Source organism: Blautia glucerasea (assembly GCF_020537505.1).
GTDB lineage: Bacteria > Bacillota > Clostridia > Lachnospirales > Lachnospiraceae > Blautia_A.
Genome location: NZ_JAJBMO010000005.1, coordinates 143,438 through 166,716 on the forward strand (window position 1 = coordinate 143,438; position 23,279 = coordinate 166,716).

The window sequence follows — 23,279 nt, forward strand, 5'->3', positions numbered from 1 at the left end:
CTCTTTTACTTTCTATTATATGAAGATTCGAAATAAATGTCAAAATATTGACAATAGAGTTACTGTTTACGTTACTGTGAACGGAGTGAACAGTAACCTGTTTGAAAAATCAGACAAGGTTACTCAATCCCCACTGTGCCAAATATATAGCTATAAAATAAATAGCATACAATTTACGGCTTACATTTTTCATATATTTTCTATATACTTAATATTATGAATAAAGAAGCTGTTGTTCCACCTGCGGACGGCATCTTAAAAGCGTGTAAAATCACGGGACAGCCTTCTGGCACCTGTTAAAAAGATTGGAGAACGAATATGAACCAGATTGATTACGAAAACTTAGGATCCCGAATGAAAGAACTGAGAATCAAAATGAAACTTACCCAGGCTGAAGTTGCCAAGGCTCTGAATGTAACTCCAGGTTACATCAGCAACGTGGAGAATAACCGTACTGCAATGTCCCTGCGTATCCTGATCTATTACGCAAGACTGCTGAACATCTCCCTGGATTCCCTGATCGGCAGAATTGATTCCGAATATCGTGAAACTGCCCTGGACCGCGAGATTTCCGAGCAAATACATAAAATGGAGATTTCTGAGAAACAGAAGCTACTAAAGACCATCAAAGTATGGATGGACGAGGACTAGAGCTTGCTACATGCAAAAGTAAAACATAACACGTTTCGCGAGTTTGCTCGTTGCTTGTGAAAATAAATTACCCGTTGGTTATGATATATCTTTCTATCATAATCAATGGGTAATTTTTTACAATTCACCGACACCGTTCACAAACCGCAATGTTTCCTGAAGCATCCGCACATATTCATTCACAGAACGGTCCTTAAAAATACTGTAACCCATATATGCAGTTATTACATCCTGCAACTTCTGTCCATCTTCAGCCTGTAGGATGACTGTATCTGTCTATGCCATTTTTTCTGTAATATATAGCTTTTTGTTCGTACATCCTTCGGTCTGCGATTCTTGATATTTCCTCCCAGGAAGCCCAGGGCTGTTCGCTGCCAGACACAATACCACAGGAAACCGTTATGGAGCTTACCAGTTCTCCTGACCAGTTTGCTACCGTATTATCGAAAGCTTCTTTTATTTTGGCAAAGCTTTCGTAGTTAGTAAACAGGATTACGATAAACTCATCGCCTCCAATTCTGTATACCTTACCATAATCGTCAAAGCATTTTTTCATACAGTAGGAAGCACCCTTAAGCAGTTCGTCTCCAGCCTCATGTCCCAGGCTGTCATTTACGATTTTCAGACCGTTTACATCCATGGAAAGATAGATAAATTCTGTATTCAGATCCATCTCTGCAATATCTTTCTCATAGGCTCTTCTGTTAAAACAGCCTGTAAGCTGGTCTGTATTGGAAGTATAGATCAGCTTCTCTTCCTTACGTTTCTCGTCATCAATACTCCGGATGGTGAAGATCAGCTTCACAGGTTTCTGGTCTTTATCTGTCTCACTGGCAATAAAGGAAGCGCGGAACCAGCCAAGTTTCTGTCCTACAAATTCTCCTGAAATGATCTTCTTTCCTTCCATTCGCTGCGCAGCTGTATGAAGATCTGTAAATTGCTCTGCCTGCTCCTTGTATGCCTCTATAACAAGACGATCTGTTATCTGATGCATCATCTCATCTGCCTTCTGGGAAAGCGTATGGATTTCTTTCCCTTCATTCTGTCTGGAATATTCCACAACAGCATTAGTTTTAAGATTAACCAGATACATGCTGTAATAAATTTCAGACATGGAAGACAGGATTGCAAACTGCTCCTGTTTCTCCTGGTTGGCCCTCAGCACCCGAAATACCATTACCAAAACGATTCCAGCTGCAATGAACAGATAAACTGCCAGAATCATCATTGCTATAAAATTGCTGGTACGATTGGATGAGATTGCAAATGTAACTCCTACTTCATAGCTTCCACTGCTTTCAAAAATACAGCTGCATTTCTCGTTATCAATGGTAACCGTATCTATGGTTTCTTTTCCGCTGCTGAGCTGTTTCTTGGAAAGGCCGATATCTTCCAGAGTTTGTCCAATTTTCGTTCTGTCTGTGGCACCATAAATTTCTCCAGTATCTATATCTGCCACATAAAGACTGATTCCTTCATACATAGGCATATTGCTTACAATCGTTGATACTTCGTTCTGCTTCACTTTCTCCAGAAGCCGGACAGGCTCGATTCCAACCTGGATCATTCTGTCACCAGACTCATTCCAGGTGATGGCATACATCATCTTTTTACCTTCTGAAGTATTGGGTGTAACATCCTGGCACATGGTAAGGCTTTTGTCGCTTAACATAGGTGTAAAATATGCCATCTGTTCCCCAGACCGGAAACTATATCCATAATATTTCGGTACGGAACCACTGTAAATAGTTCCGCTGTTATCGAAAAGGTGGATTTCATCAATTGACATGAGATCCGCAATCTTCTGCAGTTCCTCCACATCGCACTCTGCCTCCGGGAGGGCATCAATAATATAGGAGACCGCCTTGGCACGGACGATATAATCCTCCTTCAGGGACTGGATCAGTTCTTTCTCACTCTGTTGATTTTTTTCAATAATGTTGATTGCCTGATCCAGCAGAACCTGTGAAGTCTTCCGGGCATTTTTATTATTTACGTTGTTTAAAATGCTAACCTGAATAAACAGGGCTACAGCCACAATCCCCACAGTCAGACAGACAATTCCCCATTTTCTGTTTTCTGGATGTTTACTATTGCTCATTTTTGCACCTTTATAATAGAAAAATCTGGATATTTAAGCTACAATTACTTATAATATACCATACTTTGGGAGATTTTTCTTTATCTTAAATATAAATTTGTAAACAACTGCCTAGAGTGTGTCTGAAAAATCATTCCCGCAATCTGCAGTGATCTCTCCGCCTCTGAAGCAGACTAAATACGTCTCCACATCTTCCACCGTACCAAGTGTGCAGGCAAATACAACTGCAGGCATATGCTGATAGTACTCACGCTCATACAGATAGAACAGCATATGGGAATTTCCCTGCTTACAGACAAACATTTTCAAAATATTATTCCGCAAATGAACTCGTCATGCTTCCTCTGGAACCGGAGGTATATAGTCAGACTTATTTATGCCATTTTTTATCAACTGATAAATTGCTCTTCCGTCTTTTTGGCCAAAGGTATGGAGCGATCCTATGTACAGTGCTTTTTTCCCTTGATTTTTTTTTGCACTGATAAAATCTATTATTTCTATAGTTCGCCCTTCGTATATGGTTCCATCCAGAATGTTCTTTAGTTCTTTTTTGATTTTATTACGTTCTTCGATTCTTGCACACTCTACCGCGAGATCCAGCATGGACTTCCTGCTCTGCAGCAGTTCTCTTCTGCCAGCGTCCTTGGGTGCATTGAATAATATGAGGGCATTCTCTATATTTCCAGCTTTAACAATCTGGACTCTCGCTGCTTTCTTATCCATACAAAAGAAATCTATGACTGCCTGAAAGCCCTTGTCATTACTGATAATCGCGATCTGCGTCTCTCCCCGCTCGCTGATCGCGCCACACTCTGCCGCAATATAAAAATCAAGGGCGTTCTTCCCAGTTCCTTTCAACTTTATGATACGGAACTCACAGCCGCTGTTCCTTATTTCTTCCATATAATCGTAGCGGATTTTCCCACAGCAGTTGCTGTAAAAAATGATCAGAGTATCGTCCGGGCATAGTACATCTGCCCCCTTTAATCCATTGGAACCATTTACATTCTCATAATCAACTAATATTGTTGGCATAAAATATTGGCCCCCTCTTGCCAAATCCATCTTTATACGGTATAATAACCATTGGTTAGTTCTTGTGTTATATATTATCATGACCGTTGGTTATTTTCAAGAGGTAAATTGAATGAATTTTTGTCCAGAACGATTAGTGGAAGTAAGAACATCTTTAAATATTAATAAGGCGGAGGCTGCCCGCAGGCTGAACATCTCCGCTATGGCTTACGGCCGCTATGAAAAAGGAGAGCGTGAGCCCTCCTATCAATCCGTATGTTTTATTGCGCAGACTTTTCACTGCAATATTGATTTTCTTTATGGAACCTCAGATGAAATGGAAGCAGACTACATTATCGTTTCCCATTCGGAATCTCCAGAGTTATATTCTCTCCTGCTGGAAATTCATGAGAACCATGACATGCAGAAACGAATTCTGGCTTACGCCCGGAATCTGAAAAAGAATCAAATAGAAATTAGTAACTAATTACTATCCTCGCACACAGTAAAATAACAGCAGGCAGGCATATAGGCAGCCTGCTGTTATCAAATAATCTATGCTGTCTAATAAATCAATTATTCAAACTCCTTTACGGACTGCGTTTCATGACACGTAAAGGCTGTTATTAGAGGCTTTAGGATGCGCTTCGGTAACTTCTCCATTGCCTTGACACATCCTTTAGTATTATTATTTTTTGCTATTCTTCTTAATGACAGCTATGGCTTCCACATCCGTGCTCGCCACATGTATGTCCTTCCCCGTGGCTGTGCTCATGGTGAGAACACTTAACATCTGGATTATAATCCAGTGTTTCATTGATAAAAGCCTCTACTGCTTCGTCCGCATCTCCGGAAACTCCTCCGAAAAGCTTAATACCGGCTGCTGCTAACGCTGTCTGTGCGCCGCCTCCGATTCCGCCACAGATCAGAACATCTGCATTCAATGCATTAAGAACTCCCGCCAATGCACCATGTCCGCTTCCATTTGTATCTACTACTTCTGAGTGTACTATTTTTCCTTCCTCTACATCGTAAATCTTAAATGTCTCTGTGTGCCCAAAGTGCTGAAAAATCTGTCCGTTTTCATATGTTACTGCTATTCTCATTATACTCTCTCCTTTTTTCACTGCATATTTTTGGTAAATTTCCTGTTTGTAACATCCTCCAAAGCTGCAGTCGCTACTCTGACCATCACAGATTATGAAGTCCCCGCCCTCAATTCTAAGCGAATGTCCATCTATGAGTGCATCTGCTATTTTCTTCCTGGCAATCTCGTAAATCCGTTGAACTGTTGTTCTTGCAATCTGCATAGATTCTGCACACTGCTCCTGACTATAACCTTTCTTGTCCAAAAGACGAATTGTCTCGTACTCATCTACCGTCAGAACAATGGGTGCTTTTTTCTCCGTATCATCTACTGGAAAGAATTCTAAAACACTCGGAAAATGGCAGACTTTTCTGCATTTTACTGGTCTCGGCATAAACTGCTCCTTTCTCGCTTTTCTTATATAATAGCCCTATAAAAGGCATATGTCAATAATGTTTTTGACATATGTCTTTTATAAATCAGCTAATTGTGAACTTCCTGGAATTTTACAATGTGAACTTTCGAAAATAAATCCCCTAAAGGCAGGAGCACACTCCAAATAACTGGTTAAATCTTCCCCTCCTGCCTTTCAATGGGATCACTCAGCCCTGTTTTTCCTCGTCCTCTGGTACATTTTCTGAGGTAATAAATGCCAGGATTTCGTCATAAGAACGGCTGCTGTTTTCCATTGCCTTTAACAGTTCATCACGCTGGTAGGCCTTTCTTATATCATATAGATTTTTAAGTTCATCAACTGCTTTTCTCTGTGGATTATCTTTTCCCAGCTTTTTTGCGAGTTCATTTTTCTTTTCCTGTAACCTGACATGGATGGATTTCTTTGAAGCCTCATCAATCGTTTTTACTTTTGTGGGTTTTGTCAGTGTGACAGCTTTGCTTTCCTTTCCGGACGAAACTTCTTTTGTTCCTTCTTCCAAAATATCAATGCTGCCTCTTTCTTCCAGACTAAGGTACTGTTGCAGATAAGGCAGCACATGTTCCTGCATATCATGAAGCTCTGCTACATAATTCTGAAAATACTCTGCTCCCTGTGCCTTTTTATAATCAAGCCAAGTCTGACTGTTCAGATGTACCGTTGCGTCTGTTTTCACAAGCGTTGCGTGACATAAAAAGAATTCTATTTTATTATTTTAGTAGCAAAAATAAAGGAGGTTCTTTTTATGCTGAAGGAATTAAGGAAAAACAAAATGAGTGTTGTTGTAACTGGGATTTTATTTGGTGTTATGGGGGTGTTAATTATTCCTATAATAGCGGGAATTGTAAAAATATTAGGTACATTATCCCAAAAGTATCCTAGAATATACAAATATAGTATGATTGCTTTTATCATTATGTTATTGGCAATCAGCCTATTTTATTTAGTTATTAAACATCAGATTATTTTTCTTGCAATAGTAACTTATTTAGCAATGAAATTATGCGATGTTATATATAAAAGAAGATAATAAATGGAGTACGACTATGGAAATATCAGATTTGATTAAATCAGCCAGAATTGAAAAGGGATTAACCCAACAACAACTGGCTGATGCAGTCTTTGTTACGCGACAGACAATTTCGAAATGGGAATTGGGAAAAAGTGTTCCTGATCAAGCCTCTCTAGTATTGCTATACCAGTGTTTGGATATCAATGATAATGAGAAAAAACAATTATCAAAGCTTATTTTTAATAAACAAAATATTATATTAGTTTTGATAGCAATTTTATTTTCTCCTATTGTTATTGGTGTACGTTTTATCTGTTGTAAAATTGATAAGATTGAAAACCAAAAAATTAAAGCGATAATCAAGACCATTAGCTTTGTTGTATTCTCATTATATCTAATATCTTTAAAAGAAAATGTGGCATATTTGTTAATTGGTATATTTTCTATAGGGTATTTGTTATATCAATTCTATTTGAGTAGTTTGGAAAAAACTAATGCGTCATACACACAAAAATATAAAGAATAGGATTGTGTAAACGCAAAGAAACGGCGGCTCTGAAATCAAAGCCGCCGTTTCAAATGGGCGTGTCAAATTGTCTGCTCTACGACGGCTTTTTTTCTTTTGCCGTCGTCCGGCAGAATGGCTTAGTCATTATTTCTGAATGGAGTCCGCTTCTTCTTGTGTGAGTTGACCATTTTTAACTGCATCAGAAATGGCTTTGTCTAATTCCTCAACTGTGGAATAATCCCCAATGTGTACTGTTTTTCCGTTATCTTTTGTTACATCAACACTATAAGAGGAAACTACATCTTCAGTAGGTGGAATCATGGAGTAGGTATCGCCGTCACCGTCGGCTTTGGAATACAATACTCCCTTTTTGATACTTTCCAGAGTTTCCTTATAGCTGTCCATCATAGCATCTACGCTTTCCTGCGTAAATTCGTGGAATACGCCTTGCCCATCATACCAACCATCTCCGGTTCCAATCAAAGATTCCATTTCTTTTTTCTGTTCGTTCATCCACGCTTCGTATTCATCGGCTGTCCACCACTGCACATCCGGTGCCGCATTGTTCTTCTCATAATCTGCCTCGGCAACCCAATTTTTACCGTCAACGCTGATTTGTCCACCGTCTGTATCCTGATAGAGAATATCTGCGCCGGATATATTTCCCGTTTCGGATGTTGAAACCTTTGGTGTGTCCGAAGCCAATGCACTTGCATAAGTAACCCCTGCAATGCTTAAACAGATTGCACCGCACAAGCCTATTGCCAAAATTTTTTTGTTCTTCATAGATAAGACCTCGCTTTCTAAAAATTATAGCTGCCCTCTTGAGGACAGCTATAATATAACAAAGCAACTTGGATATAGTTTGCATGGATTATGGATTTTAGATGGAGTTGTCTACCGGCTGCTTACAAGGCAATTCAAACCAAAACAGTACACCATTGTTTATATTTGAAATGCCGTAATTTGCTCGGTGCATTTCCATGACTTTACGAACAATATAAAGCCCTAATCCGGTTCCGCCTGTATTGCGGTTACGAGATGTATCTGCTCGATAGAAGGCTTCAAACAAATGTGGAATAGCATCGTCAGGCACACGGACACCTGTGTTTTCAATTTCACCACGAATCGTACCATGCGTTTCGGACAAAGATATACGAATCAATTCACCACTTGGAGAATAGCGAATTGCGTTTACCAATATATTTTGAATTGCCCGTTCCATCTGTGCTTGTTCCACTTCACAATAAAGGCGGGTAGGAATATTTGCTTCAAGGTGCTGTTTCTTTTCTTCCAATAAATCTGCTACTGCGGCAACCTGCACCCGAAGTATTTCCGCAAAATCAACGGTTTTATATTCAGCTTTTTGAGTTTCTTCCGTTTTGGAAACATACAGCAACTCTTTTACCAACTTCTCCATCCTATCAACGACGGCAAGCGAACGCTCCATGTACTCTATGTGATTTTCATAGCCGCTGACTCCGTTCAGCATTCCTGCTAAATGTCCTTTCAAAATGGTTAGTGGTGTTTTCAGTTCATGGGATGCTGCCGAGAAAAAGTCTACCCGCTGTCTTTCTAATGCCTGTTCCTTTTCAATATCTGTTTTGAGCTGTTGATTGGCAATTTGAAGGTCATTCAATGCAGTGGATAGCGAAGCAGACAATGAATTTAGATTTTGCGCCAAACAACCTAATTCATCTTCTCGTCCTATGCTACATTGACCGGAAAAATCCAGTTCCGCCATTTGCTTTGAAATCTTGCTCAGTCGCACAATAGGTCGAGTGATGTACCGTGTATAGAGCCATGCACAAAGGAGAGAAAGCAGAAAGACCATTAGGATGACATACGGAAGTATAGACAGCAATACCTTTGTTGCCTGCTGTACAACGAACAAATCCGTTTGAACCGCCAATGTATAAGCAGTACCGTTTTTCAATGTGAATGGGTAAAAATTTGTCGTCGTTTCCCCAGATGGTTGCATATCTATGAACGATTCATCTTCATCGAATGTAACTGCGTAATCTGCCGAAGTAGTAGAAGTTTCCATTGATGCCTCGTCGGGATATATCATACGACCGTTACTATCCTCAATCCAAAAAGCGGCATTTGCTTCCTTTGAAAAATTAGATATATCATTTTCGCAATCAGATATATTGTCAAAGGCTGTCATTTGCTCAACAAGGTGCATAGCGGCTTTCTCCGTAGCCGCATTTATCAAATTGGAATATGTCGTAGGTAACAGCTTTGAAATGAAAAAATATGTTCCGCTGCAAGCTACGCCCAGTAGAAGAAATGTAATTATAAAAATCTTAACGGATAACCGTTGCTTAATGTACTTTGTCAATTCTGTATCCCACCCCTCTGATTGTTTTGATATAGTCAGCATTTAACTTTTTACGAATGTTCTTTATGTGACTGTCAACGATCCGATCCTCGACCTCCAAATCGTCCGCCCACAATCGGTCAAGTAGCATTTGCCGAGTAAAGACCTTTCCCTGATTTTCAAGCATAAGCCTAAGAAGCGCAAACTCTTTGCTGGTCAAAACAACCTCGTTTCCGCCTTGATATACATGGAATCCGTCAACATCCATACTCAGCTCTTTATAAGTAAGCAGGGATAGATTTTGATTTTCCGCAGTCCTACGGCGAAGAATAGCCGCAATCTTGCACAGCAGGATTCTAGGCGAAAAGGGCTTTGGAATGTAATCGTCAATCTGCTGTTCAAACCCCCGCAACTGGTTTTCTTCATCCGAAAGCGCAGTAAGCATAATAATAGGAACTTGTGACCGCTTGCGAATGACCTCACACACACCATAGCCGTCGATTTTAGGGAGCATGATGTCTAACAGCACAAGGTCGATTGTATCATCAAACATTGCAATTCCAGTCACGCCATCAGACGCAACGGCAACTTCATAGCCTGCATCAATTAGATGGTTTTTCAATATATCCTGAATGTCAATATCATCTTCGACAATTAAAATCTTCTGCATTGTTCCACCTCCAATTTATAGGATAACATAGTTTTTTGAATTTATGATGAAGCGTATAATTTCCCATATATGTAAGAAAGTTCTGTCCAACAGCAACTGTTTTTCTTCATTTGACAAATTATCCAAATACCTCGTCACTTCTCAAGATTGCTGATACGTTCACAAATACATTTGCGTTTTACTCTAAGAAGTGCTACTCTCCATTTCCTGTTTCCCTATTTATTATAGTTTCTTATCTCAAGCAATACAATGTTGTCTTCGTTCATCGCCTTGCAAAATCAGTATAATCATACTGCTTATCAGGCATAATAAGGTTATTCCTTTACACAAACCGGAACGATACAATATTATTGAGGTGAACGATTATGCCGATTGATGATTTAACTGCTTTAGGGCAGAAAATGCGGGAAGCCCGAAAGAATAAAGAACTGACACAACAAGAACTTTCTGATCTGAGCCATGTTTCTGTAAAGCAAATCGCCAATATCGAAAAAGGGAAAATGAATCCTTCCTATTTGATTTTGAGAGCATTGGCAAAGGTCCTGCACATCTCTTTAGATACGCTTATAAATCCAGATGTTTCTCTGGAGGATGAGGGTGTCAATCAGATGAAAATGCTTTATTCCAGCTGTCCGCCAGAAATGCGTGACACCCTGCTGCATCACACCCAGGAAACGGTGAGGGAACTGACAGAGTTGTCCGAAAAATTTGAAACGAATTGAGCCAGTGAGTGAAATTTAACGATTCTCTCACTGGTTCTTTTCATTTTCGGAGAAAAGAGGCAAGCACAGCAAGCGAGTACCCGCTTGCAAATTTTGAGATTCTCAGGTCCCTTACCCGAAAATTCAAAATTGCTTGTTTGGATAGTCCCAAACCCTTATGAAGAACGGAGGCGGCGCATAAGGGACGGCCGCCTTGATGTTACTCAAAACCGCCGCAGTACCCGGAAAATCCATTTTGGGCGTACAAAGCTACCTGCCCTGCAACGGTTTTTTTCTTTCCCCGTCTTGCGGGGCAGGATCGCTTGGCTTATTCGGTTTTAGTTTTACTCTTGTTCGGCTGCCTCTTTCAGCCGGTCAAAACTCTCATCGCTAATGATGTGTTCAATCCGGCAGGCGTCAGCCTCCGCAGTCCTGGGGTCAACGCCTGCGGCGATAAGCTGCTCGGTAAAGAAGCAGTGTCGCTCGTAGATTTTTTCGGCAACCTCGCGGTCTACATCGGTCAGATGGAGAAAATGATCTTCGTCCATAGTGAGAAAGCCGCCGTCCCGCAAGGTAGCCACTGCATTGCACACGCTGGGCTTTGACACCTCCATGTGCCGGGCCACATCTACGGAGCACACCATACCGCGTTTCTTTTGGAGAACAAGGATGGTTTCCAGGTAGTCCTCCCCGGACGCATGAAGTTTCATCTGAACCTCCTTTACTGAGCCAGCTTCCAGCCGATGACCTCCTGTCTGGCCGATACAAAATCGGCATACAGGCCCTTTTGCTGGATCAGCTCCGCATGAGTGCCGCGCTGGACGATATGAGCGTTGTCCAGTACAAGGATCTGATCGGCGTTGCGGACGGTTTTCAGACGGTGGGCAATCATGATGATGGTCTTGTCATGGGTCAATGCCTCGATAGCCCGCTGCAATTCATCCTCATTCTCCGGGTCAACGCTGCTTGTTGCCTCGTCCAAAATGATGATAGGTGCGTCCTTCAGCATGGCGCGGGCGATGGAAATCCGCTGTTTCTCGCCGCCGGACAAAGTACCGCCTCCCTCGCCAATCACAGTGTCATAGCCATCCGGCAGGGCAGAAATAAGGTTATGGCAGCAAGCCTTTTTCGCCACTTCAACCACTTGTTCATGGGTAGCATCCGGGCAGCCAAACTTGATATTGTTCTCAATCGTATCTGCAAATAGGTACACGCTCTGGAACACCATCGAGATATTCTTCATCAGGCTGTCCAGCTTGAAATCTCGTACATCCGTACCGCCTATGGTAATCTTCCCGGCATTCACATCCCAAAAACGGGCAATCAGGTTGCACATCGTTGTCTTTCCTGCCCCGGAAGGGCCGACAATGGCCGTAGTCGTTTTTTCGGTAATGGTAAAGCTGACCTGACTATGCCCAAACGCTGTATGAAAAGAAGCTGCTGACCTATCCGAGAACGGACAGCCAAAGCCCACGTTACGGCTTTGCATGACAGCCGGATTGAAACCGAGGCCCGGCGCATCGTGGATAAGCTGAAAGATCTGTCCGCGCCCAACAGCCCCAACAAGACACATTTTATGGTGGAGATCTCACCGCACTTTGACGCACTGGCTTCCACCAAGGACAATGACCGGCTCTTTGCCATGCTGCCCTATAAGTCCCTGTGCTTTACCAGCATAAAAGACCGACACGGGGTATATGCCATGATTAACAAAGATGAGCGCCGTGATGTGAGTATTCGCAAGCCCCGGCCAGCTTTTCTTGTCCGTCCATCCTGATACCCCCGTCAGATTGATTTTTTCCATGATACCATATCTGGGAGTATGGAGCCAGAGAAACCGGCGATTTTCTGCTGGTAAATTCTACGCATTTAGAGCGGCACTATGGCGGGGATAGGATAAAACACTCACATACCCCGCCGACTATGCGGGAAAAGCCTTGAAATATAGGGCTTTTTAAGGCCCTAAATGCGTAGGTTGGTGCTTTGTTGCGATATGCTCCACGGTTACGGTGTATTGTTCATATTCTGTTTTCAGGAATCTTTATGAAATCTTCAAAATTGCCCGGTATGCTATCCGTAAAATCAAAGAAAGGACTTGATTATATGGATATGATTTTGAAAACGACTGACCTCTGCAAAAATTTCAAGGGGCAAATGGCGGTAAACAATGTGTCACTGAACATCCGGCGCAACTCGGTTTATGGTCTGCTGGGGCCGAATGGGGCTGGCAAATCCACGATCTTAAAAATGCTCACCGGCATTTTGCGCCCCACATCGGGAAGCATCGAGTTTGACGGCCACCCGTGGAAGCGGAATGATCTGGAGCATATCGGTGCTTTGATTGAGATGCCCCCGCTTTACGAAAATCTGACTGCATACGAAAATCTCAAAGTCAGAACTACATTGCTCGGCCTGGACGATGCACGAATTAACGAGGTATTGCAAATTGTCCAGCTCACGAATACCGGCAAGAAACGGGCCGGGCAGTTTTCTCTTGGTATGAAGCAGCGGCTTGGTATTGCTATTGCATTGCTGAACAGTCCCCAGCTTTTGATTCTGGATGAACCGACTAACGGCCTTGACCCTTTAGGGATTGAGGAACTTCGAGAGTTAATTCGCTCTTTTCCCTGCAAAGGGATTACAGTTATTTTGTCCAGCCATATTCTGTCAGAAGTCCAGCAGATTGCAGATCATGTGGGTATCATTGCTGGCGGCGTCCTTGGATATGAGGGAGAGCTTCGCGCCGGTGAAGATTTGGAACAACTCTTTATGGATGTTATTCGCAGAAATGGTAAGGAGGGATATTAAATGGAGATGACATATATTCAGGCAGAGAACCTAAAGCATAAGAGAACTTTCACAAAAACGCTGATCGTTCTGGCCCCGTTTGTAACTGCGCTTATGAACTTTTTTGCCCCTCTTTGGTTCCAGCTCAATTCTTATAATTGGTGGTATAACCTGCTTTATCCTGGATTCCTTACGCTCACCTGTGCCTTGATTGAACAGCGGGATAATGGCAAACTAAAATATCGTGCCGTTGCTTCATTGCCTGTTTCGCAGAACAAAGTCTGGAAAGCAAAAATTGGAGTGGCCGGTATTTACTCCTGTGTGGGGAATTTCATTTTCCTGGCGCTAAATCTGTTGGGCGGTTTTGCAATATTAGTTATCAACGAAATTCCCCTGACAATCGGAATTTGCCAGGCTGCGGCCGGAACAGCTTGTATTGTCATTGCAAGCCTATGGGAAGTTCCGCTGTGCTTATGGTTATCAAAAAAAGTTGGTATCTTTGTCACGGTTATTCTTAATGCCGGACTTGGAAGCGTTTTAGGGATTTTCACGGCTACAACCTCTTTGTGGATGATCTGCCCGTATAGCTGGGTGCCGCATCTTATGATTTCCGTGTTAGGTATTTTGCCTAATGGTGAGCCGGTTGCAGATCAGAGTACGGCAATGGCATTTTGGATGATTATACTTGTATTGGTCATTTCGCTGGCCTGGTTTGCGGCGCTGTCATTTTTAACTGCAAGATGGTTTGAGAAAAAGGAGGTGGGGTAACTATGGTATCTGTGGTTCGCTGCTGGAAAGCAGAATATCAGAAGTGTAAACATAGCATTTTGCTCTATATGCACAGCATGATTCCGATTATATGTGCGGTGATTTTTGCGGGTTACTATCATATATCCAGATGGGAACTGGCAACCAAAATCAGTGCCTATCTGGAAGTGCTGGCCGTTGCGTTCCCGTTTCTGATCGGCATTATTGTGGGCCTGGTTGTTCAGATCGAAAATCAGGCCGGGCATTATCAGCTTTTGTTGGGAACAATCCCATCTCGCATGGCAACGTATATTGGTAAACTTGGTTTTCTGATGATCTGTGCTTTTGGCGCAACATTTTTAGCGTTAGGAACATTCGCTGCACTATATAGGGATGCTCCGGCAAGCCTTTACCTGAAAGCAGGGATTCTATTGTTGATTACCATGCTTCCCATTTACCTGATTCATTTGTTTGTGGGAATGAGCTTCGGAAAAGGTGCATCTATGGGATTGGGAATTGCAGGGAGTTTAATAGCTGCCCTTATGATAACAGGGCTTGGTGACGCTACATGGAAATATATTCCCTGGGCCTGGGGCGTTCGTGCTATGGATTACACTGTGCTTGCATGGGATAGCCCCCAACTGTATGCACAGGTAAAAACCGATTTTTTCAGCGGTATGATTATTTCTGTATGCTGCACTGTTTGTCTGCTGATTGCCAGTTTGGTTTGGTTTCATGGTTGGGAGGGAGGTAAAAACAGTGAATAAAAAGTGCCTGTTTGCCGTGGTAATTGTGCTTGTAAGTCTTATATGCTTATCGGCCTGCGGTGCGCTCCGCGATACCGCCGATAAAAATAAGGCGTTAAATGAATCTCTGCCGTATTATGAGCTGAACGCCGCAAACTATGATGAAATTTCATATAACGGCCTGACATATACCATAACGGATGAATGTCTTGAAATGTCAGAACTGCAAGAAGAAATCGGGCAGGTATCGAAACGCTTCAAAAATGTGGCGGGGGAAGATTTCAGTTTCGGCTACGTTTACAGTATTGTGGATGTGGATATAAGCAATGCCGTAGCTGTAAATATCAACAATGAATATCGGAAAGCTGACATTAAAAATAATGATGAGTAACCTCGACAATGTGGTATAATGGGGCGGGAGGTGATTTTTTGACCCACTTACTTGTAGTTGACGATGAAGTTTCTATCTTGGAATTGATTAAGAACAGTTTGGGGAAAGATGGATATTTGATAACAGTCTGTCAAAATGCGGATGATGTAGACATCAAAAAGCTGCATTTCTATGACCTCATTCTTTTGGATGTGATGATGCCTGGCACAGACGGGTTTGAGTTTTGCAAACAGATCAGGAATATGGTAGACTGCCCGATTCTCTTTCTGACCGCAAAGACATTAGAGGAAGATATATTGTTTGGATTGGGCATCGGTGCGGATGATTATATTACGAAACCTTTTCGTATTCAGGAGCTTCGCGCCCGTGTCGCGGCACATTTACGCAGAGAAAAAAGGGAGCATCACAGCACACTTTCATTTGAGCCTGATATAAGATTTGACCTTTCCGCAAAGGTACTGTATGTTTCAGAACAGCCGGTTCCCCTTACCAAAAGCGAGTATTCAATCTGTGAATACCTTGCGAAAAACCGGGGACAGGTTTTTACAAAAGAACAAATCTATGAAGCCGTTTTCGGTTTTGATGGAATAGGCGATAACTCTACGATCTCAACGCATATAAAAAATATTCGTGCGAAATTGGAGCATTTCAAAATAAGTCCGGTCAGCACCGTATGGGGGATAGGATATAAATGGGAGTGAAAAAGAAACCTACATTGAAAATATTGTTTCGCCAGTTTGCTATCTCCCTCATTGTCATGCTGGTAGCGGCAATTATTGTCCCTTCTGGTTTGGAGGGACTTGCTGTAAATGCTGGATTAGCTACAAGAGCAAATCTAAGTGAATTGCAGGTAAAAGAGATCATTCCAACGCTGACGATTGCCCCGGATATTACAAAGGTTGTGATTCCACAGGGATGCGGCTACTTAATTCTGGACAAGAACTTTAATGAGCTTTACAGCAATATGGACGATGATGAAAAAGAAATTGCCCTGCTGTACGCAAAGGGAGAATATATTGAATATGCTACGGGGAGGCAGTTTGCACTTGTTGTCCGGGAAAACGAATTTTGCGTTTTAAGGTATTATATTGGTTCTCAATTTACAGTGTCATGGCTACCGGAATATTTTCCATCTCCTGACACGCTTGCGTTTATCCTGATGGCTGTAAATTCGCTGCTGGTCATTATCATACTGACCACCAGATTTGCTAAGAACCTGCGTACACAACTGACCCCGCTTTTTGAAGCAACTGCGGAGGTTTCAAAGCAAAACCTTGATTTTGAAGTAGGACACGCCAAAATCAAAGAGTTTGAAGATGTCCTTGCATCTTTTTCAGATATGAAAGATAATCTGAAAATTTCGTTAGAACGGCAATGGAAAACCGAACAGACACAGAAAGCGCAAATCGCCGCGCTTGCCCATGATTTGAAAACGCCTCTGACGGTTATTCAAGGAAATGCTGATTTACTCACAGAAACAAATCTTGATGATGAGCAACGATTATACGCTGGTTACGTCGTGGAAAGCTCCGGCCAGATGCAGTCATATATTCAAACCCTGATTGATATATCACGGGCGGCGGTTGGTTATCAGCTCCATATTGAAAGTATAGACTTGCCAGCGTTCATGCAGCACTTGTTCGGTTATATGGAATCACTATGCCGGACAAAAGAAATCCGGCTGCAAATGAATACTGTTTCACTTCCTCAAATGCTGAAATTTGATAGGGTGCTGATAGAACGTGCTATTATGAATGTTATCAGTAATGGGCTGGACTACTCCCCGCAAGGCGGAACGCTTTATGTGGATGTTCAGAGTAACAACGGTTTCGTGGAAATTTCAGTCACAGACGAGGGAACAGGGTTTTCTAAAGAGGCATTATGCCACGCACAGGAACGGTTCTATATGGGCGATCAAAGCCGCAATTCAAAGTTACACTTTGGTATGGGTCTATATATTACAAATTCGATTATGGAACAACATAATGGTCAGCTTATTTTAGAAAATTCAAAAGAAACCGGCGGCGCAAAGGTTACTATGAAACTTCCTTGCTGATTTTCCGATAGTGTAATGGACGTCTTTTATGTCCGTCCATTTTTCAAATCTTTATGGAATCTTCAAAAATTCCTCTTATCATGTATCTAAAGAAAAAACATCTGCCCAGCGGCAGAAAAGAAAAAAACCGCTGCTGGGCAGACCCATTTTCACGCTTAATTTATATTCACTGGTGGCGGTTTTGAGAAATCAAGGCCGCTGCTTTCTTTCTGTCATTCCCAGCAGTTAAAGGCATGGCGGCCCACGGGAGGCGCTGCCAGTTTGACCATTTTTGCAAGCTGGTACTGTACCATGAAGCCGTTGACTACTTCCGGGAAAGGAAGCGTCAGCGTGGCTGGGAAACATCCTTTGAAACACTGCCGCTTTCGGAACTGGACACGCTATGCACGATAGATCAGTACCCCAGCGACAGTTTTATATTTCCGGCCTATGGCTGTGAGCTTCAGATCAGCGACGGGCTGGTGGCCGCTGCCTTTGCCAGCTTGCCCCAGCCGGGACAAAGCATCTTGATACTGCATTGTGTCCTGGAACTGACGGACGGCGAGATCGACGCGGTGGTGGGAATGTCCCGCAGCGCCGTCCAGCGGCACAGGACTAAGACGCTGGAAACCATGAGAACAAGACTGACGGGAGGTATTGCAGAATGAAGCAGGCCAGATATAAGGAGCCTTTGCCCCTTGCAGTGATCGAGGCGGCCCGCGCCGGTGACGCCGGGGCCGTGGAACAGATCTTGCAGTATTACAACGGTTACATAAACAAGCTCTGTACCCGGACGCTCTATGACGATTGCGGCCAGCTCCATGTATGCGTAGACGAGTACATGAAGCACCGCCTTGAAAACAAACTCATTTATGCGATTGTCTGTAACAGCAGATAGCAAAGCGCCGGGCGCGGCGGCCATGTGGCCGCCTGTGTCCGGCGTCTTTTCTTATGCTTCGTGCTGCCAGTATCTTTTCCGCTGGCGCTCGGCCTCCTTACGGCGTCGCATCCGTTTGGCGCAGGCCGCGCAGTATTTGGCCCGGTTAGACTTCGGCTGGAACGTGGCCCCACACTCGCAGCAGCGTTTCACTTCATCCCGGTCTTTGATGATTTCGGCGTACAGGGCAGCGTCCAATGGGAGGACGGCTGCCTGAAACCACCGGCACAGCAGCGAATAGGAAATGCTTTGTACGCAAACACATTCCTCGCCATCGTCCAGTAACAGGCAATTACCGTTACAGTAATTACAGCACTCATGCGTCAGACGCCGGGCCTTGTCCTTAAAGTGCTTGCGGGTCTTGAAATTGATGGTATGCCCTAAATACTCTCGTTTTTTTAAAATGTTCACGATGGTAGATGATCCCCATCCATAGGGGTCTTTGACCGGCTTTGAACGGTTCACACCCTCGTTGAAGCGGGCAAGGTGTACGACAGGAATTTCAATCCGGTCTGTGGATAATTTGCAGGCGATCTGGTAAGGCCCATAAGTAGCCGTAAATCACAGTGCCGGTCAGGTGCTTGCCACTCATGCCTTTTGACTTAAACACAAAGCGGATTTTCCGGCTGGTATCACGGGCGTAAAATTCATTCATAATGTTGCGGAACGGGGTAAAATCGTCATCGCCTTTCAGACTGTCCACACCGTCGTTGATGACGATTGCCTCTACACGCCCTGCCTCCACTTCCTCCATTATCGCCAAAAATCCGGGGCGGGCAAAATCCTCTAACATCTGTTTTTGGTTGGATATGGAGTTGCTCTCGCCCTGTAACTCATCGTCCCGGCTCAGGTGCTCGTACAGTGGGGTAATTTTTTCATTTCTCATGGCTGTACCTCCTAAAACAAAAATGCTCTAACAACTCATTTTGCCATGCACGTACATCTGCCACCGTAATCTCACTAAGAATCTTTTTCTCAAAATATGGTCTGATCTTCAAGTCAATGATGTAACGCTTTGTATACATGGTGTGTTCACGAAGTCTGACATCCATATCCTTATAGTAGATTTCCAGAAAGTTCCCGAATTCGATATCTACACCCTGGCTCTGTTGCTGAAGAAAGTCTCGCTCCCACTCTTTTGCCTCGCCTTTGGTCCGGAATCCACGTTTTTGTTTTCTCTTTTGGTTACCTTGCCAGTCTTTATAATAGACCTGTACTTTCCAGTTCTTTCCTTCTTTGTAAACACCCATTGTTAATCCTCAACCTTCATTCCGTAAATCTTTTCTGCCAAAAATTTGGTAGAGATTTTTCCAGCTACTACAATATAGCCTTTTGCTTTCAACTCCTTGTTGTACTCTCGCATCAAATTGTAGGCATACGCTTTAGAAACACCAAGAATTGCACACACATCATCCACATCCATATACATTTTTTCCTGCACTATACTCATATCGCTTTATCCTCCTTCAAATATTGCTCAACATGTTCCAGACCATAGATCTTGTCCTCTACATAGCGGGTTGGCACCCGTCCGAGAATAACATAATAGTTCTTGCTTTCCAGATCGGCATTCATTCTTTCCACCACCCGGTAAGCAAACGAAACTGATAATCCAAAGAGTTCTGCAATGTCTTCTACTGATAAATACATTTTTCTCTTACGCATGAAACCATTCCTTTCCCTCTTCCTGTGGAATCTCACAAGTATCTTCTACTCCGTAGAAACGCTTCACAAAATACTTTGTCGGAACTTTTCCTCTAAGCGTCAAATATCCCTGTTCTTCCAGCTCCTTATTCAGATTGCCAATGATCTCATAAGCCGATGTCTGTTTTACCTCCAGAAGTTCACATATATCGGCTGCCTTTAAAAATAATTTGTTCTGCATAATCAGTACCTCCTGTATTTTGAATATTTATCTCTTCATATACTCTGTACTGGCAGATGTAAAATCGGACATCATTTTCCGAAATTTAGCAAATTATTTTAATTTTACAGTTTCCATATGTGTTATCGCTGAACCATGGAGTTAATATCATTGAAAAAGGGTATAAAAAAACAGTCTGCCCTGACGGAAAATATTTCCATCAAAACAAACTGTTCTTCATATTCACACTAATTATATTTTCTGAGCATAGTTACTTTTGCGAAAATCTCAGATAACTCCGGAAAGAAAACAAAGAAAAAAAAGATTTTTTAACTCCATTTGCACTCCACCGGAACATCCAGACAGCCCGCAAAACCTTTATTTATGGGCTTTTTCGCAATTTAGTCCGCTACTCAAACTCGCAAATTTGAAATTAGTTCTATACAATTTTGTATAGGTGTTTCGGTTCTATTTTGTTTTATTTTTGTCCAACTGTCCGAGTCCTTTAGGATGTACCGAATAGTGTTATCACTTTATTATCAAGATAATGTTATCAATCTGAGCAAATGGAGTATCTCCTAAAATCCATTATTAATATAAATCAATTCATATCCCAAAATCAAACTGTATGATTTTGATAATATCTCAAAACGTTATCTGAAGGTCCAAATAACAACAATTTGTAATTATCCTTGTTAACATTAGTTCCTCTATTATCATGAAGTATCTTTTTATGTACCTCATTATCATTTTGAGCTTCCAAAATAATGTCGGATATATTTTCGACATACTCACCTGCTTCGGTTTTTACTAATATATAGTTTATTACAAAATCAACATAATTATGAAGACATTCTACTATCGTATCTTCATACCAGAATTCTTGTCCTGCATGGACCAAAAAATTTCTTGTACGATAGATTCTTTCTATATGCCAACCAATTTTTTTCTGATGTCTTTCCAAAAGATCACTAATTTTTTCCCCGTTTTTTATGTTTTTATCCACTAATTCAAATATTCGCGTTCTTAATAAAGGATTATTTTCCAGAGTTTTTTCCACCGCTTTCACTCTATCTGTATCTGGATCATCAAAAAGAACATCAACAAATACCTCAAAGTTATCCAAGGAATATTGTTCAATTAATGGTTTATTATATGCTTTAACGTTAGCTATTACATCATTATGTAAATATTTCAATCTTTTTATAATATAGGTTCTCTGAATAACCTCAATTAAAGCTCGCTTTACATGTTCACCTTTACTTCCACCACTACTTCCATTACTAAACAGCATTTCCAAAGATGTCCAAAGCATAGTAATAACATATTTATTTTTTACACCCTGACTTATTGCATCACCATGATATGAAAGAACACCCATAAAATCAGAAAACATCTTCTGAGATATCCTTAACGACTGCAACATTCTAAGTACACTAGGCAAATAATTTTGTTCATACTTTCTATTTCTTCTTTGCATTGCAGATTGTACTTTTATTCTTGTCTTAGAGTAATTTAGACATACATTATAAGGATAATTTTTTTTCACTTCATTATCTACATTTGTGATAATATCCACAAAAAATCCCATAAATTTTTGTACCTTTTCTGCCGCTTTATAGGGATCTAAGTCCATACATGTATATTTAACAATCTCAACTTTATCTACCACTTGTATTGACATATAATAATCTAAAAACCAGCTCATGGAATGATACTGTTCTTTTTGAATTATTGTCTTCAGTTCATCTATTGTCATTCTACTCAACTCAATTCTTCCTGAATCAACTATTCTTTCTAGACCTTTTATATATGTCATTATTTTTTTATCAATAATTGTTATGCATTCCCATTTTTTGCGTTCAAATGAGAACAGTTCAAAATAATCATATATTTGATTACAAGTAGTAATCTCCCTTTTTTTAAAAAAATCACTGGTAACATTATATATGTGTTGCTTTGAATATCCCAATGCCATAATTTCTGACATCCAGTCACCTATTAATTTAATCAACTCGATTTGTTCTTTTTCTGCACAAACCAAATCGCAAATTTTATCCTTCAATTTATTATAATATTTCCTTCCCCCTAAATAATTCTGTAAATTTCGAATAGTGCTTTCAAATAATGCTTTATCCGTTTTCAGTGTTTCTAACAACGAATATATTTTCCCGTATCTTTCTCCCAATATTTCTTTTGCAACTTTATCGTTAGACAAACTGAATTCTAATTCTTCCAATATAGGGATTAAATATTTTGTATAATACTTGTCCAGTGCATTTGATTCTTTTAAAAATTTATATGTATTATAAGCCTCTCGGCAAATTAATCTAGTATTTAATGTTGGTGCTTTATATGTATCCGGCGAATAATCAAATGTCATTTCGTTTACACATTGAAAAAACAAAAAAAGATTTTTAGTAGTATCATTTATTTTAAAATTATTAGATGGTCTACTTAACATTCATACTCTCCCCTTTAGCATCTAAATATAAACTTTTCCATATTGTATATTTTCTGTATTTATATACATCATATACAGTCTATGACTTTTTTATTTTCAAACAACCATATCCACTAATATACCCATACCGTGCCCAAAGTTTTTTCTCAAAATGTTTATGTGAAAATTCTCGTAATATCCCGATACCGGTTTACTACCCGGTAAATTTCCACATACTCTTCTCCAACTTTATAAATGATCACATAATTCTCCCAAACCGCATACTTGTAATCTGTTCGGAAACTAACTCTTTTTGAGAGATCTGCACCTATCCCCGGAAACATTTGAATATTTTCAAATTTATCGTAAATTTCTTTGATCGTCTTTGCAGCATATTCTGCATTATCCTCAGCAATATAATCACGAATTTCTTTTAAATCCGCTGCAACCAATGGGTTAATTCGTAATTTCAGCATAGTTTATTCCCCCACAAGGGCTTTTAGTTCGTCCAAGCTAAGCCAGCCTTCGCCATCTTTGACTGCCTCCTCTGCCTCCTGTAGCTTCATTAATAGCTTTTTCTCTGCACGATCACGCTCATAATCTTCTATATCAAGCACTACAAAACGCCCTCTGCCATTTTTCGTCAAAAACACCGGCTCTCCAGTCCGGCAATTTTTTAAAACTTCATTATAATTTCTCAAATCAGATACTGGTAAAATATTCGCCATATAGACCGGTCTCCTTTCTTGATGCACTGTTTTTTTCTATATTTATTATATGTGAAAAAGCTGTAAAATTCAACTTAAAATTTTACAGCTTTCTTGTTTTC

At 41.2% G+C, this 23,279-nt stretch carries 30 protein-coding genes and 3 pseudogenes; 14 read left to right on the forward strand and 19 right to left on the reverse strand.

What is annotated here, in order from left to right; translation table 11 throughout:
- The first annotated feature begins 318 nt into the window (after positions 1–318).
- A complete protein-coding gene (locus LIQ05_RS06250; protein ID WP_226819476.1) occupies positions 319–651 on the forward strand; it encodes a helix-turn-helix domain-containing protein in 333 nt (110 codons plus the stop codon).
- Positions 652–901: 250 nt separating this feature from the next.
- Here the strand turns inward: LIQ05_RS06250 and LIQ05_RS06255 are convergent, their stop codons facing one another.
- The 3 genes from LIQ05_RS06255 to LIQ05_RS06265 all read right to left on the reverse strand — a co-directional run bounded on the left by LIQ05_RS06255 (position 902) and on the right by LIQ05_RS06265 (position 3,787).
- Positions 902–2,752 carry a GGDEF domain-containing protein gene (locus LIQ05_RS06255; RefSeq protein WP_226819478.1) on the reverse strand — a complete coding sequence of 617 codons (1,851 nt, stop codon included), beginning with the start codon at positions 2,750–2,752 and terminating at the stop codon, positions 902–904.
- A 111-nt stretch (positions 2,753–2,863) separates the two neighbouring features.
- Positions 2,864–3,025 (reverse strand): hypothetical protein, encoded by a 162-nt coding sequence (locus tag LIQ05_RS06260; protein ID WP_226819480.1) that lies wholly within the window; start codon positions 3,023–3,025, stop codon positions 2,864–2,866.
- Between the two features lie 60 nt (positions 3,026–3,085).
- Complete coding sequence (locus LIQ05_RS06265; RefSeq protein WP_226819482.1) at positions 3,086–3,787, reverse strand: PIN domain-containing protein; 702 nt, start codon at positions 3,785–3,787, stop codon at positions 3,086–3,088.
- Positions 3,788–3,899: 112 nt separating this feature from the next.
- Here LIQ05_RS06265 and LIQ05_RS06270 point away from each other — a divergent pair, with 112 nt between their 5' ends.
- The gene (locus tag LIQ05_RS06270; RefSeq protein ID WP_226819484.1) at positions 3,900–4,253 is read left to right on the forward strand and encodes a helix-turn-helix domain-containing protein; all 354 of its coding nucleotides are present in this window, start codon (positions 3,900–3,902) and stop codon (positions 4,251–4,253) included.
- Positions 4,254–4,473: 220 nt separating this feature from the next.
- On the opposite strand, the gene LIQ05_RS06275 is transcribed toward LIQ05_RS06270, so the two are convergent.
- Positions 4,474–5,247: a NifB/NifX family molybdenum-iron cluster-binding protein gene (locus LIQ05_RS06275; protein ID WP_226819486.1), complete on the reverse strand. Its 774-nt coding sequence runs from the start codon at positions 5,245–5,247 to the stop codon at positions 4,474–4,476.
- A gap of 208 nt (positions 5,248–5,455) precedes the next feature.
- Entirely contained in the window at positions 5,456–5,962 is a 507-nt protein-coding gene (locus LIQ05_RS06280) for a hypothetical protein (RefSeq protein WP_226819488.1), read from the reverse strand.
- Positions 5,963–6,031: 69 nt separating this feature from the next.
- Here LIQ05_RS06280 and LIQ05_RS06285 point away from each other — a divergent pair, with 69 nt between their 5' ends.
- Together LIQ05_RS06285 and LIQ05_RS06290 are read left to right on the forward strand one after the other, a co-directional pair.
- Complete coding sequence (locus LIQ05_RS06285) at positions 6,032–6,316, forward strand: hypothetical protein (RefSeq protein WP_195380173.1); 285 nt, start codon at positions 6,032–6,034, stop codon at positions 6,314–6,316.
- 16 nt (positions 6,317–6,332) lie between these two features.
- A complete protein-coding gene (locus LIQ05_RS06290; RefSeq protein ID WP_226819489.1) occupies positions 6,333–6,824 on the forward strand; it encodes a helix-turn-helix domain-containing protein in 492 nt (163 codons plus the stop codon).
- A 126-nt stretch (positions 6,825–6,950) separates the two neighbouring features.
- Here LIQ05_RS06290 and LIQ05_RS06295 read toward each other — a convergent pair whose 3' ends face one another.
- From LIQ05_RS06295 to LIQ05_RS06305, 3 genes are all read right to left on the reverse strand, one after another.
- Positions 6,951–7,592 (reverse strand): hypothetical protein, encoded by a 642-nt coding sequence (locus LIQ05_RS06295; RefSeq protein WP_226819490.1) that lies wholly within the window; start codon positions 7,590–7,592, stop codon positions 6,951–6,953.
- Positions 7,593–7,689: 97 nt separating this feature from the next.
- Positions 7,690–8,994 carry a sensor histidine kinase gene (locus LIQ05_RS06300; protein ID WP_226819492.1) on the reverse strand — a complete coding sequence of 435 codons (1,305 nt, stop codon included), beginning with the start codon at positions 8,992–8,994 and terminating at the stop codon, positions 7,690–7,692.
- A 139-nt stretch (positions 8,995–9,133) separates the two neighbouring features.
- Positions 9,134–9,799, reverse strand: coding sequence for a response regulator transcription factor (locus LIQ05_RS06305; RefSeq protein ID WP_226819494.1), 666 nt, complete (start codon positions 9,797–9,799; stop codon positions 9,134–9,136).
- Positions 9,800–10,164: 365 nt separating this feature from the next.
- Between LIQ05_RS06305 and LIQ05_RS06310 the strand changes: the two genes are divergently transcribed.
- Positions 10,165–10,521 carry a helix-turn-helix domain-containing protein gene (locus tag LIQ05_RS06310; RefSeq protein ID WP_015524603.1) on the forward strand — a complete coding sequence of 119 codons (357 nt, stop codon included), beginning with the start codon at positions 10,165–10,167 and terminating at the stop codon, positions 10,519–10,521.
- 323 nt (positions 10,522–10,844) lie between these two features.
- On the opposite strand, the gene LIQ05_RS06315 is transcribed toward LIQ05_RS06310, so the two are convergent.
- The gene (locus tag LIQ05_RS06315; RefSeq protein ID WP_226819496.1) at positions 10,845–11,210 is read right to left on the reverse strand and encodes a metal-dependent transcriptional regulator; all 366 of its coding nucleotides are present in this window, start codon (positions 11,208–11,210) and stop codon (positions 10,845–10,847) included.
- Between the two features lie 11 nt (positions 11,211–11,221).
- Positions 11,222–11,908: pseudogene (locus tag LIQ05_RS06320) on the reverse strand (ABC transporter ATP-binding protein); the annotation flags it as partial.
- A 57-nt stretch (positions 11,909–11,965) separates the two neighbouring features.
- Between LIQ05_RS06320 and LIQ05_RS06325 the strand changes: the two are divergent.
- The 9 genes and pseudogenes from LIQ05_RS06325 to LIQ05_RS06365 form a co-directional block, all read left to right on the forward strand.
- Positions 11,966–12,256 (forward strand): annotated as a pseudogene (locus tag LIQ05_RS06325) (hypothetical protein); the annotation flags it as partial.
- 347 nt (positions 12,257–12,603) lie between these two features.
- Entirely contained in the window at positions 12,604–13,308 is a 705-nt protein-coding gene (locus LIQ05_RS06330) for a lantibiotic protection ABC transporter ATP-binding protein (protein WP_025580190.1), read from the forward strand.
- Positions 13,309–14,055 carry a lantibiotic immunity ABC transporter MutE/EpiE family permease subunit gene (locus tag LIQ05_RS06335; RefSeq protein WP_226819497.1) on the forward strand — a complete coding sequence of 249 codons (747 nt, stop codon included), beginning with the start codon at positions 13,309–13,311 and terminating at the stop codon, positions 14,053–14,055.
- 2 nt (positions 14,056–14,057) lie between these two features.
- Complete coding sequence (locus tag LIQ05_RS06340; RefSeq protein ID WP_226819499.1) at positions 14,058–14,801, forward strand: lantibiotic immunity ABC transporter MutG family permease subunit; 744 nt, start codon at positions 14,058–14,060, stop codon at positions 14,799–14,801.
- Positions 14,794–15,171, forward strand: coding sequence for a NisI/SpaI family lantibiotic immunity lipoprotein (locus LIQ05_RS06345; protein WP_025580194.1), 378 nt, complete (start codon positions 14,794–14,796; stop codon positions 15,169–15,171). The genes LIQ05_RS06340 and LIQ05_RS06345 overlap by 8 nt, the downstream gene beginning before the upstream one ends.
- A gap of 38 nt (positions 15,172–15,209) precedes the next feature.
- The gene (locus tag LIQ05_RS06350) at positions 15,210–15,872 is read left to right on the forward strand and encodes a response regulator transcription factor (RefSeq protein ID WP_008705326.1); all 663 of its coding nucleotides are present in this window, start codon (positions 15,210–15,212) and stop codon (positions 15,870–15,872) included.
- The gene (locus tag LIQ05_RS06355; protein WP_226819501.1) at positions 15,863–17,227 is read left to right on the forward strand and encodes a sensor histidine kinase; all 1,365 of its coding nucleotides are present in this window, start codon (positions 15,863–15,865) and stop codon (positions 17,225–17,227) included. Before LIQ05_RS06350 ends, LIQ05_RS06355 begins: the two co-directional genes overlap by 10 nt.
- A gap of 233 nt (positions 17,228–17,460) precedes the next feature.
- A complete protein-coding gene (locus LIQ05_RS06360) occupies positions 17,461–17,874 on the forward strand; it encodes a sigma-70 family RNA polymerase sigma factor (protein WP_226819503.1) in 414 nt (137 codons plus the stop codon).
- Positions 17,871–18,104 carry a helix-turn-helix domain-containing protein gene (locus LIQ05_RS06365; RefSeq protein WP_226819505.1) on the forward strand — a complete coding sequence of 78 codons (234 nt, stop codon included), beginning with the start codon at positions 17,871–17,873 and terminating at the stop codon, positions 18,102–18,104. The genes LIQ05_RS06360 and LIQ05_RS06365 overlap by 4 nt, the downstream gene beginning before the upstream one ends.
- Positions 18,105–18,155: 51 nt before the next feature.
- On the opposite strand, the gene LIQ05_RS06370 is transcribed toward LIQ05_RS06365, so the two are convergent.
- From LIQ05_RS06370 to LIQ05_RS06410, 9 genes and pseudogenes are all read right to left on the reverse strand, one after another.
- Complete coding sequence (locus tag LIQ05_RS06370) at positions 18,156–18,470, reverse strand: cysteine-rich VLP protein (RefSeq protein WP_119245852.1); 315 nt, start codon at positions 18,468–18,470, stop codon at positions 18,156–18,158.
- A pseudogene (locus LIQ05_RS06375) lies at positions 18,459–19,029 on the reverse strand (DNA recombinase); the annotation flags it as partial. The gene LIQ05_RS06370 and the pseudogene LIQ05_RS06375, both read right to left, overlap by 12 nt.
- Positions 19,019–19,393: an Arm DNA-binding domain-containing protein gene (locus LIQ05_RS06380; RefSeq protein WP_226819509.1), complete on the reverse strand. Its 375-nt coding sequence runs from the start codon at positions 19,391–19,393 to the stop codon at positions 19,019–19,021. The pseudogene LIQ05_RS06375 and the gene LIQ05_RS06380, both read right to left, overlap by 11 nt.
- A gap of 2 nt (positions 19,394–19,395) precedes the next feature.
- Positions 19,396–19,593, reverse strand: coding sequence for a helix-turn-helix domain-containing protein (locus LIQ05_RS06385; protein WP_009244013.1), 198 nt, complete (start codon positions 19,591–19,593; stop codon positions 19,396–19,398).
- Complete coding sequence (locus tag LIQ05_RS06390) at positions 19,590–19,808, reverse strand: hypothetical protein (protein ID WP_008705328.1); 219 nt, start codon at positions 19,806–19,808, stop codon at positions 19,590–19,592. The genes LIQ05_RS06385 and LIQ05_RS06390 overlap by 4 nt, the downstream gene beginning before the upstream one ends.
- Complete coding sequence (locus LIQ05_RS06395) at positions 19,801–20,028, reverse strand: hypothetical protein (RefSeq protein WP_008705329.1); 228 nt, start codon at positions 20,026–20,028, stop codon at positions 19,801–19,803. Before LIQ05_RS06395 ends, LIQ05_RS06390 begins: the two co-directional genes overlap by 8 nt.
- 598 nt (positions 20,029–20,626) lie before the next feature.
- Complete coding sequence (locus LIQ05_RS06400) at positions 20,627–22,471, reverse strand: hypothetical protein (protein ID WP_226819510.1); 1,845 nt, start codon at positions 22,469–22,471, stop codon at positions 20,627–20,629.
- 155 nt (positions 22,472–22,626) lie between these two features.
- Entirely contained in the window at positions 22,627–22,926 is a 300-nt protein-coding gene (locus LIQ05_RS06405) for a type II toxin-antitoxin system RelE/ParE family toxin (protein ID WP_226819512.1), read from the reverse strand.
- 3 nt (positions 22,927–22,929) lie between these two features.
- Positions 22,930–23,178, reverse strand: coding sequence for a type II toxin-antitoxin system prevent-host-death family antitoxin (locus LIQ05_RS06410; protein WP_168933414.1), 249 nt, complete (start codon positions 23,176–23,178; stop codon positions 22,930–22,932).
- Between the last annotated feature and the right edge of the window lie 101 nt (positions 23,179–23,279).

What these genes read in the sequence shown, in the direction of transcription:
- LIQ05_RS06315 (WP_226819496.1), bottom strand. Translation starts at nt 11,210, where the DNA reads ATGAAACTTCATGCGTCCGGGGAGGACTACCTGGAAACCATCCTTGTT.
- LIQ05_RS06380 (WP_226819509.1), bottom strand. Translation starts at nt 19,393, where the DNA reads ATGGGTGTTTACAAAGAAGGAAAGAACTGGAAAGTACAGGTCTATTAT.
- LIQ05_RS06400 (WP_226819510.1), bottom strand. Translation starts at nt 22,471, where the DNA reads ATGTTAAGTAGACCATCTAATAATTTTAAAATAAATGATACTACTAAA.
- LIQ05_RS06340 (WP_226819499.1), top strand. Translation starts at nt 14,058, where the DNA reads ATGGTATCTGTGGTTCGCTGCTGGAAAGCAGAATATCAGAAGTGTAAA.
- LIQ05_RS06270 (WP_226819484.1), top strand. Translation starts at nt 3,900, where the DNA reads ATGAATTTTTGTCCAGAACGATTAGTGGAAGTAAGAACATCTTTAAAT.
- LIQ05_RS06290 (WP_226819489.1), top strand. Translation starts at nt 6,333, where the DNA reads ATGGAAATATCAGATTTGATTAAATCAGCCAGAATTGAAAAGGGATTA.
- LIQ05_RS06410 (WP_168933414.1), bottom strand. Translation starts at nt 23,178, where the DNA reads ATGGCGAATATTTTACCAGTATCTGATTTGAGAAATTATAATGAAGTT.
- LIQ05_RS06265 (WP_226819482.1), bottom strand. Translation starts at nt 3,787, where the DNA reads ATGCCAACAATATTAGTTGATTATGAGAATGTAAATGGTTCCAATGGA.
- LIQ05_RS06355 (WP_226819501.1), top strand. Translation starts at nt 15,863, where the DNA reads ATGGGAGTGAAAAAGAAACCTACATTGAAAATATTGTTTCGCCAGTTT.
- LIQ05_RS06295 (WP_226819490.1), bottom strand. Translation starts at nt 7,592, where the DNA reads ATGAAGAACAAAAAAATTTTGGCAATAGGCTTGTGCGGTGCAATCTGT.
- LIQ05_RS06250 (WP_226819476.1), top strand. Translation starts at nt 319, where the DNA reads ATGAACCAGATTGATTACGAAAACTTAGGATCCCGAATGAAAGAACTG.
- LIQ05_RS06405 (WP_226819512.1), bottom strand. Translation starts at nt 22,926, where the DNA reads ATGCTGAAATTACGAATTAACCCATTGGTTGCAGCGGATTTAAAAGAA.
- LIQ05_RS06390 (WP_008705328.1), bottom strand. Translation starts at nt 19,808, where the DNA reads ATGCGTAAGAGAAAAATGTATTTATCAGTAGAAGACATTGCAGAACTC.
- LIQ05_RS06300 (WP_226819492.1), bottom strand. Translation starts at nt 8,994, where the DNA reads ATGCACCTTGTTGAGCAAATGACAGCCTTTGACAATATATCTGATTGC.
- LIQ05_RS06335 (WP_226819497.1), top strand. Translation starts at nt 13,309, where the DNA reads ATGGAGATGACATATATTCAGGCAGAGAACCTAAAGCATAAGAGAACT.
- LIQ05_RS06305 (WP_226819494.1), bottom strand. Translation starts at nt 9,799, where the DNA reads ATGCAGAAGATTTTAATTGTCGAAGATGATATTGACATTCAGGATATA.
- LIQ05_RS06365 (WP_226819505.1), top strand. Translation starts at nt 17,871, where the DNA reads ATGAAGCAGGCCAGATATAAGGAGCCTTTGCCCCTTGCAGTGATCGAG.
- LIQ05_RS06360 (WP_226819503.1), top strand. Translation starts at nt 17,461, where the DNA reads ATGGCGGCCCACGGGAGGCGCTGCCAGTTTGACCATTTTTGCAAGCTG.
- LIQ05_RS06255 (WP_226819478.1), bottom strand. Translation starts at nt 2,752, where the DNA reads ATGAGCAATAGTAAACATCCAGAAAACAGAAAATGGGGAATTGTCTGT.
- LIQ05_RS06310 (WP_015524603.1), top strand. Translation starts at nt 10,165, where the DNA reads ATGCCGATTGATGATTTAACTGCTTTAGGGCAGAAAATGCGGGAAGCC.
- LIQ05_RS06330 (WP_025580190.1), top strand. Translation starts at nt 12,604, where the DNA reads ATGGATATGATTTTGAAAACGACTGACCTCTGCAAAAATTTCAAGGGG.
- LIQ05_RS06385 (WP_009244013.1), bottom strand. Translation starts at nt 19,593, where the DNA reads ATGAGTATAGTGCAGGAAAAAATGTATATGGATGTGGATGATGTGTGT.
- LIQ05_RS06285 (WP_195380173.1), top strand. Translation starts at nt 6,032, where the DNA reads ATGCTGAAGGAATTAAGGAAAAACAAAATGAGTGTTGTTGTAACTGGG.
- LIQ05_RS06395 (WP_008705329.1), bottom strand. Translation starts at nt 20,028, where the DNA reads ATGCAGAACAAATTATTTTTAAAGGCAGCCGATATATGTGAACTTCTG.
- LIQ05_RS06260 (WP_226819480.1), bottom strand. Translation starts at nt 3,025, where the DNA reads ATGCTGTTCTATCTGTATGAGCGTGAGTACTATCAGCATATGCCTGCA.
- LIQ05_RS06275 (WP_226819486.1), bottom strand. Translation starts at nt 5,247, where the DNA reads ATGCCGAGACCAGTAAAATGCAGAAAAGTCTGCCATTTTCCGAGTGTT.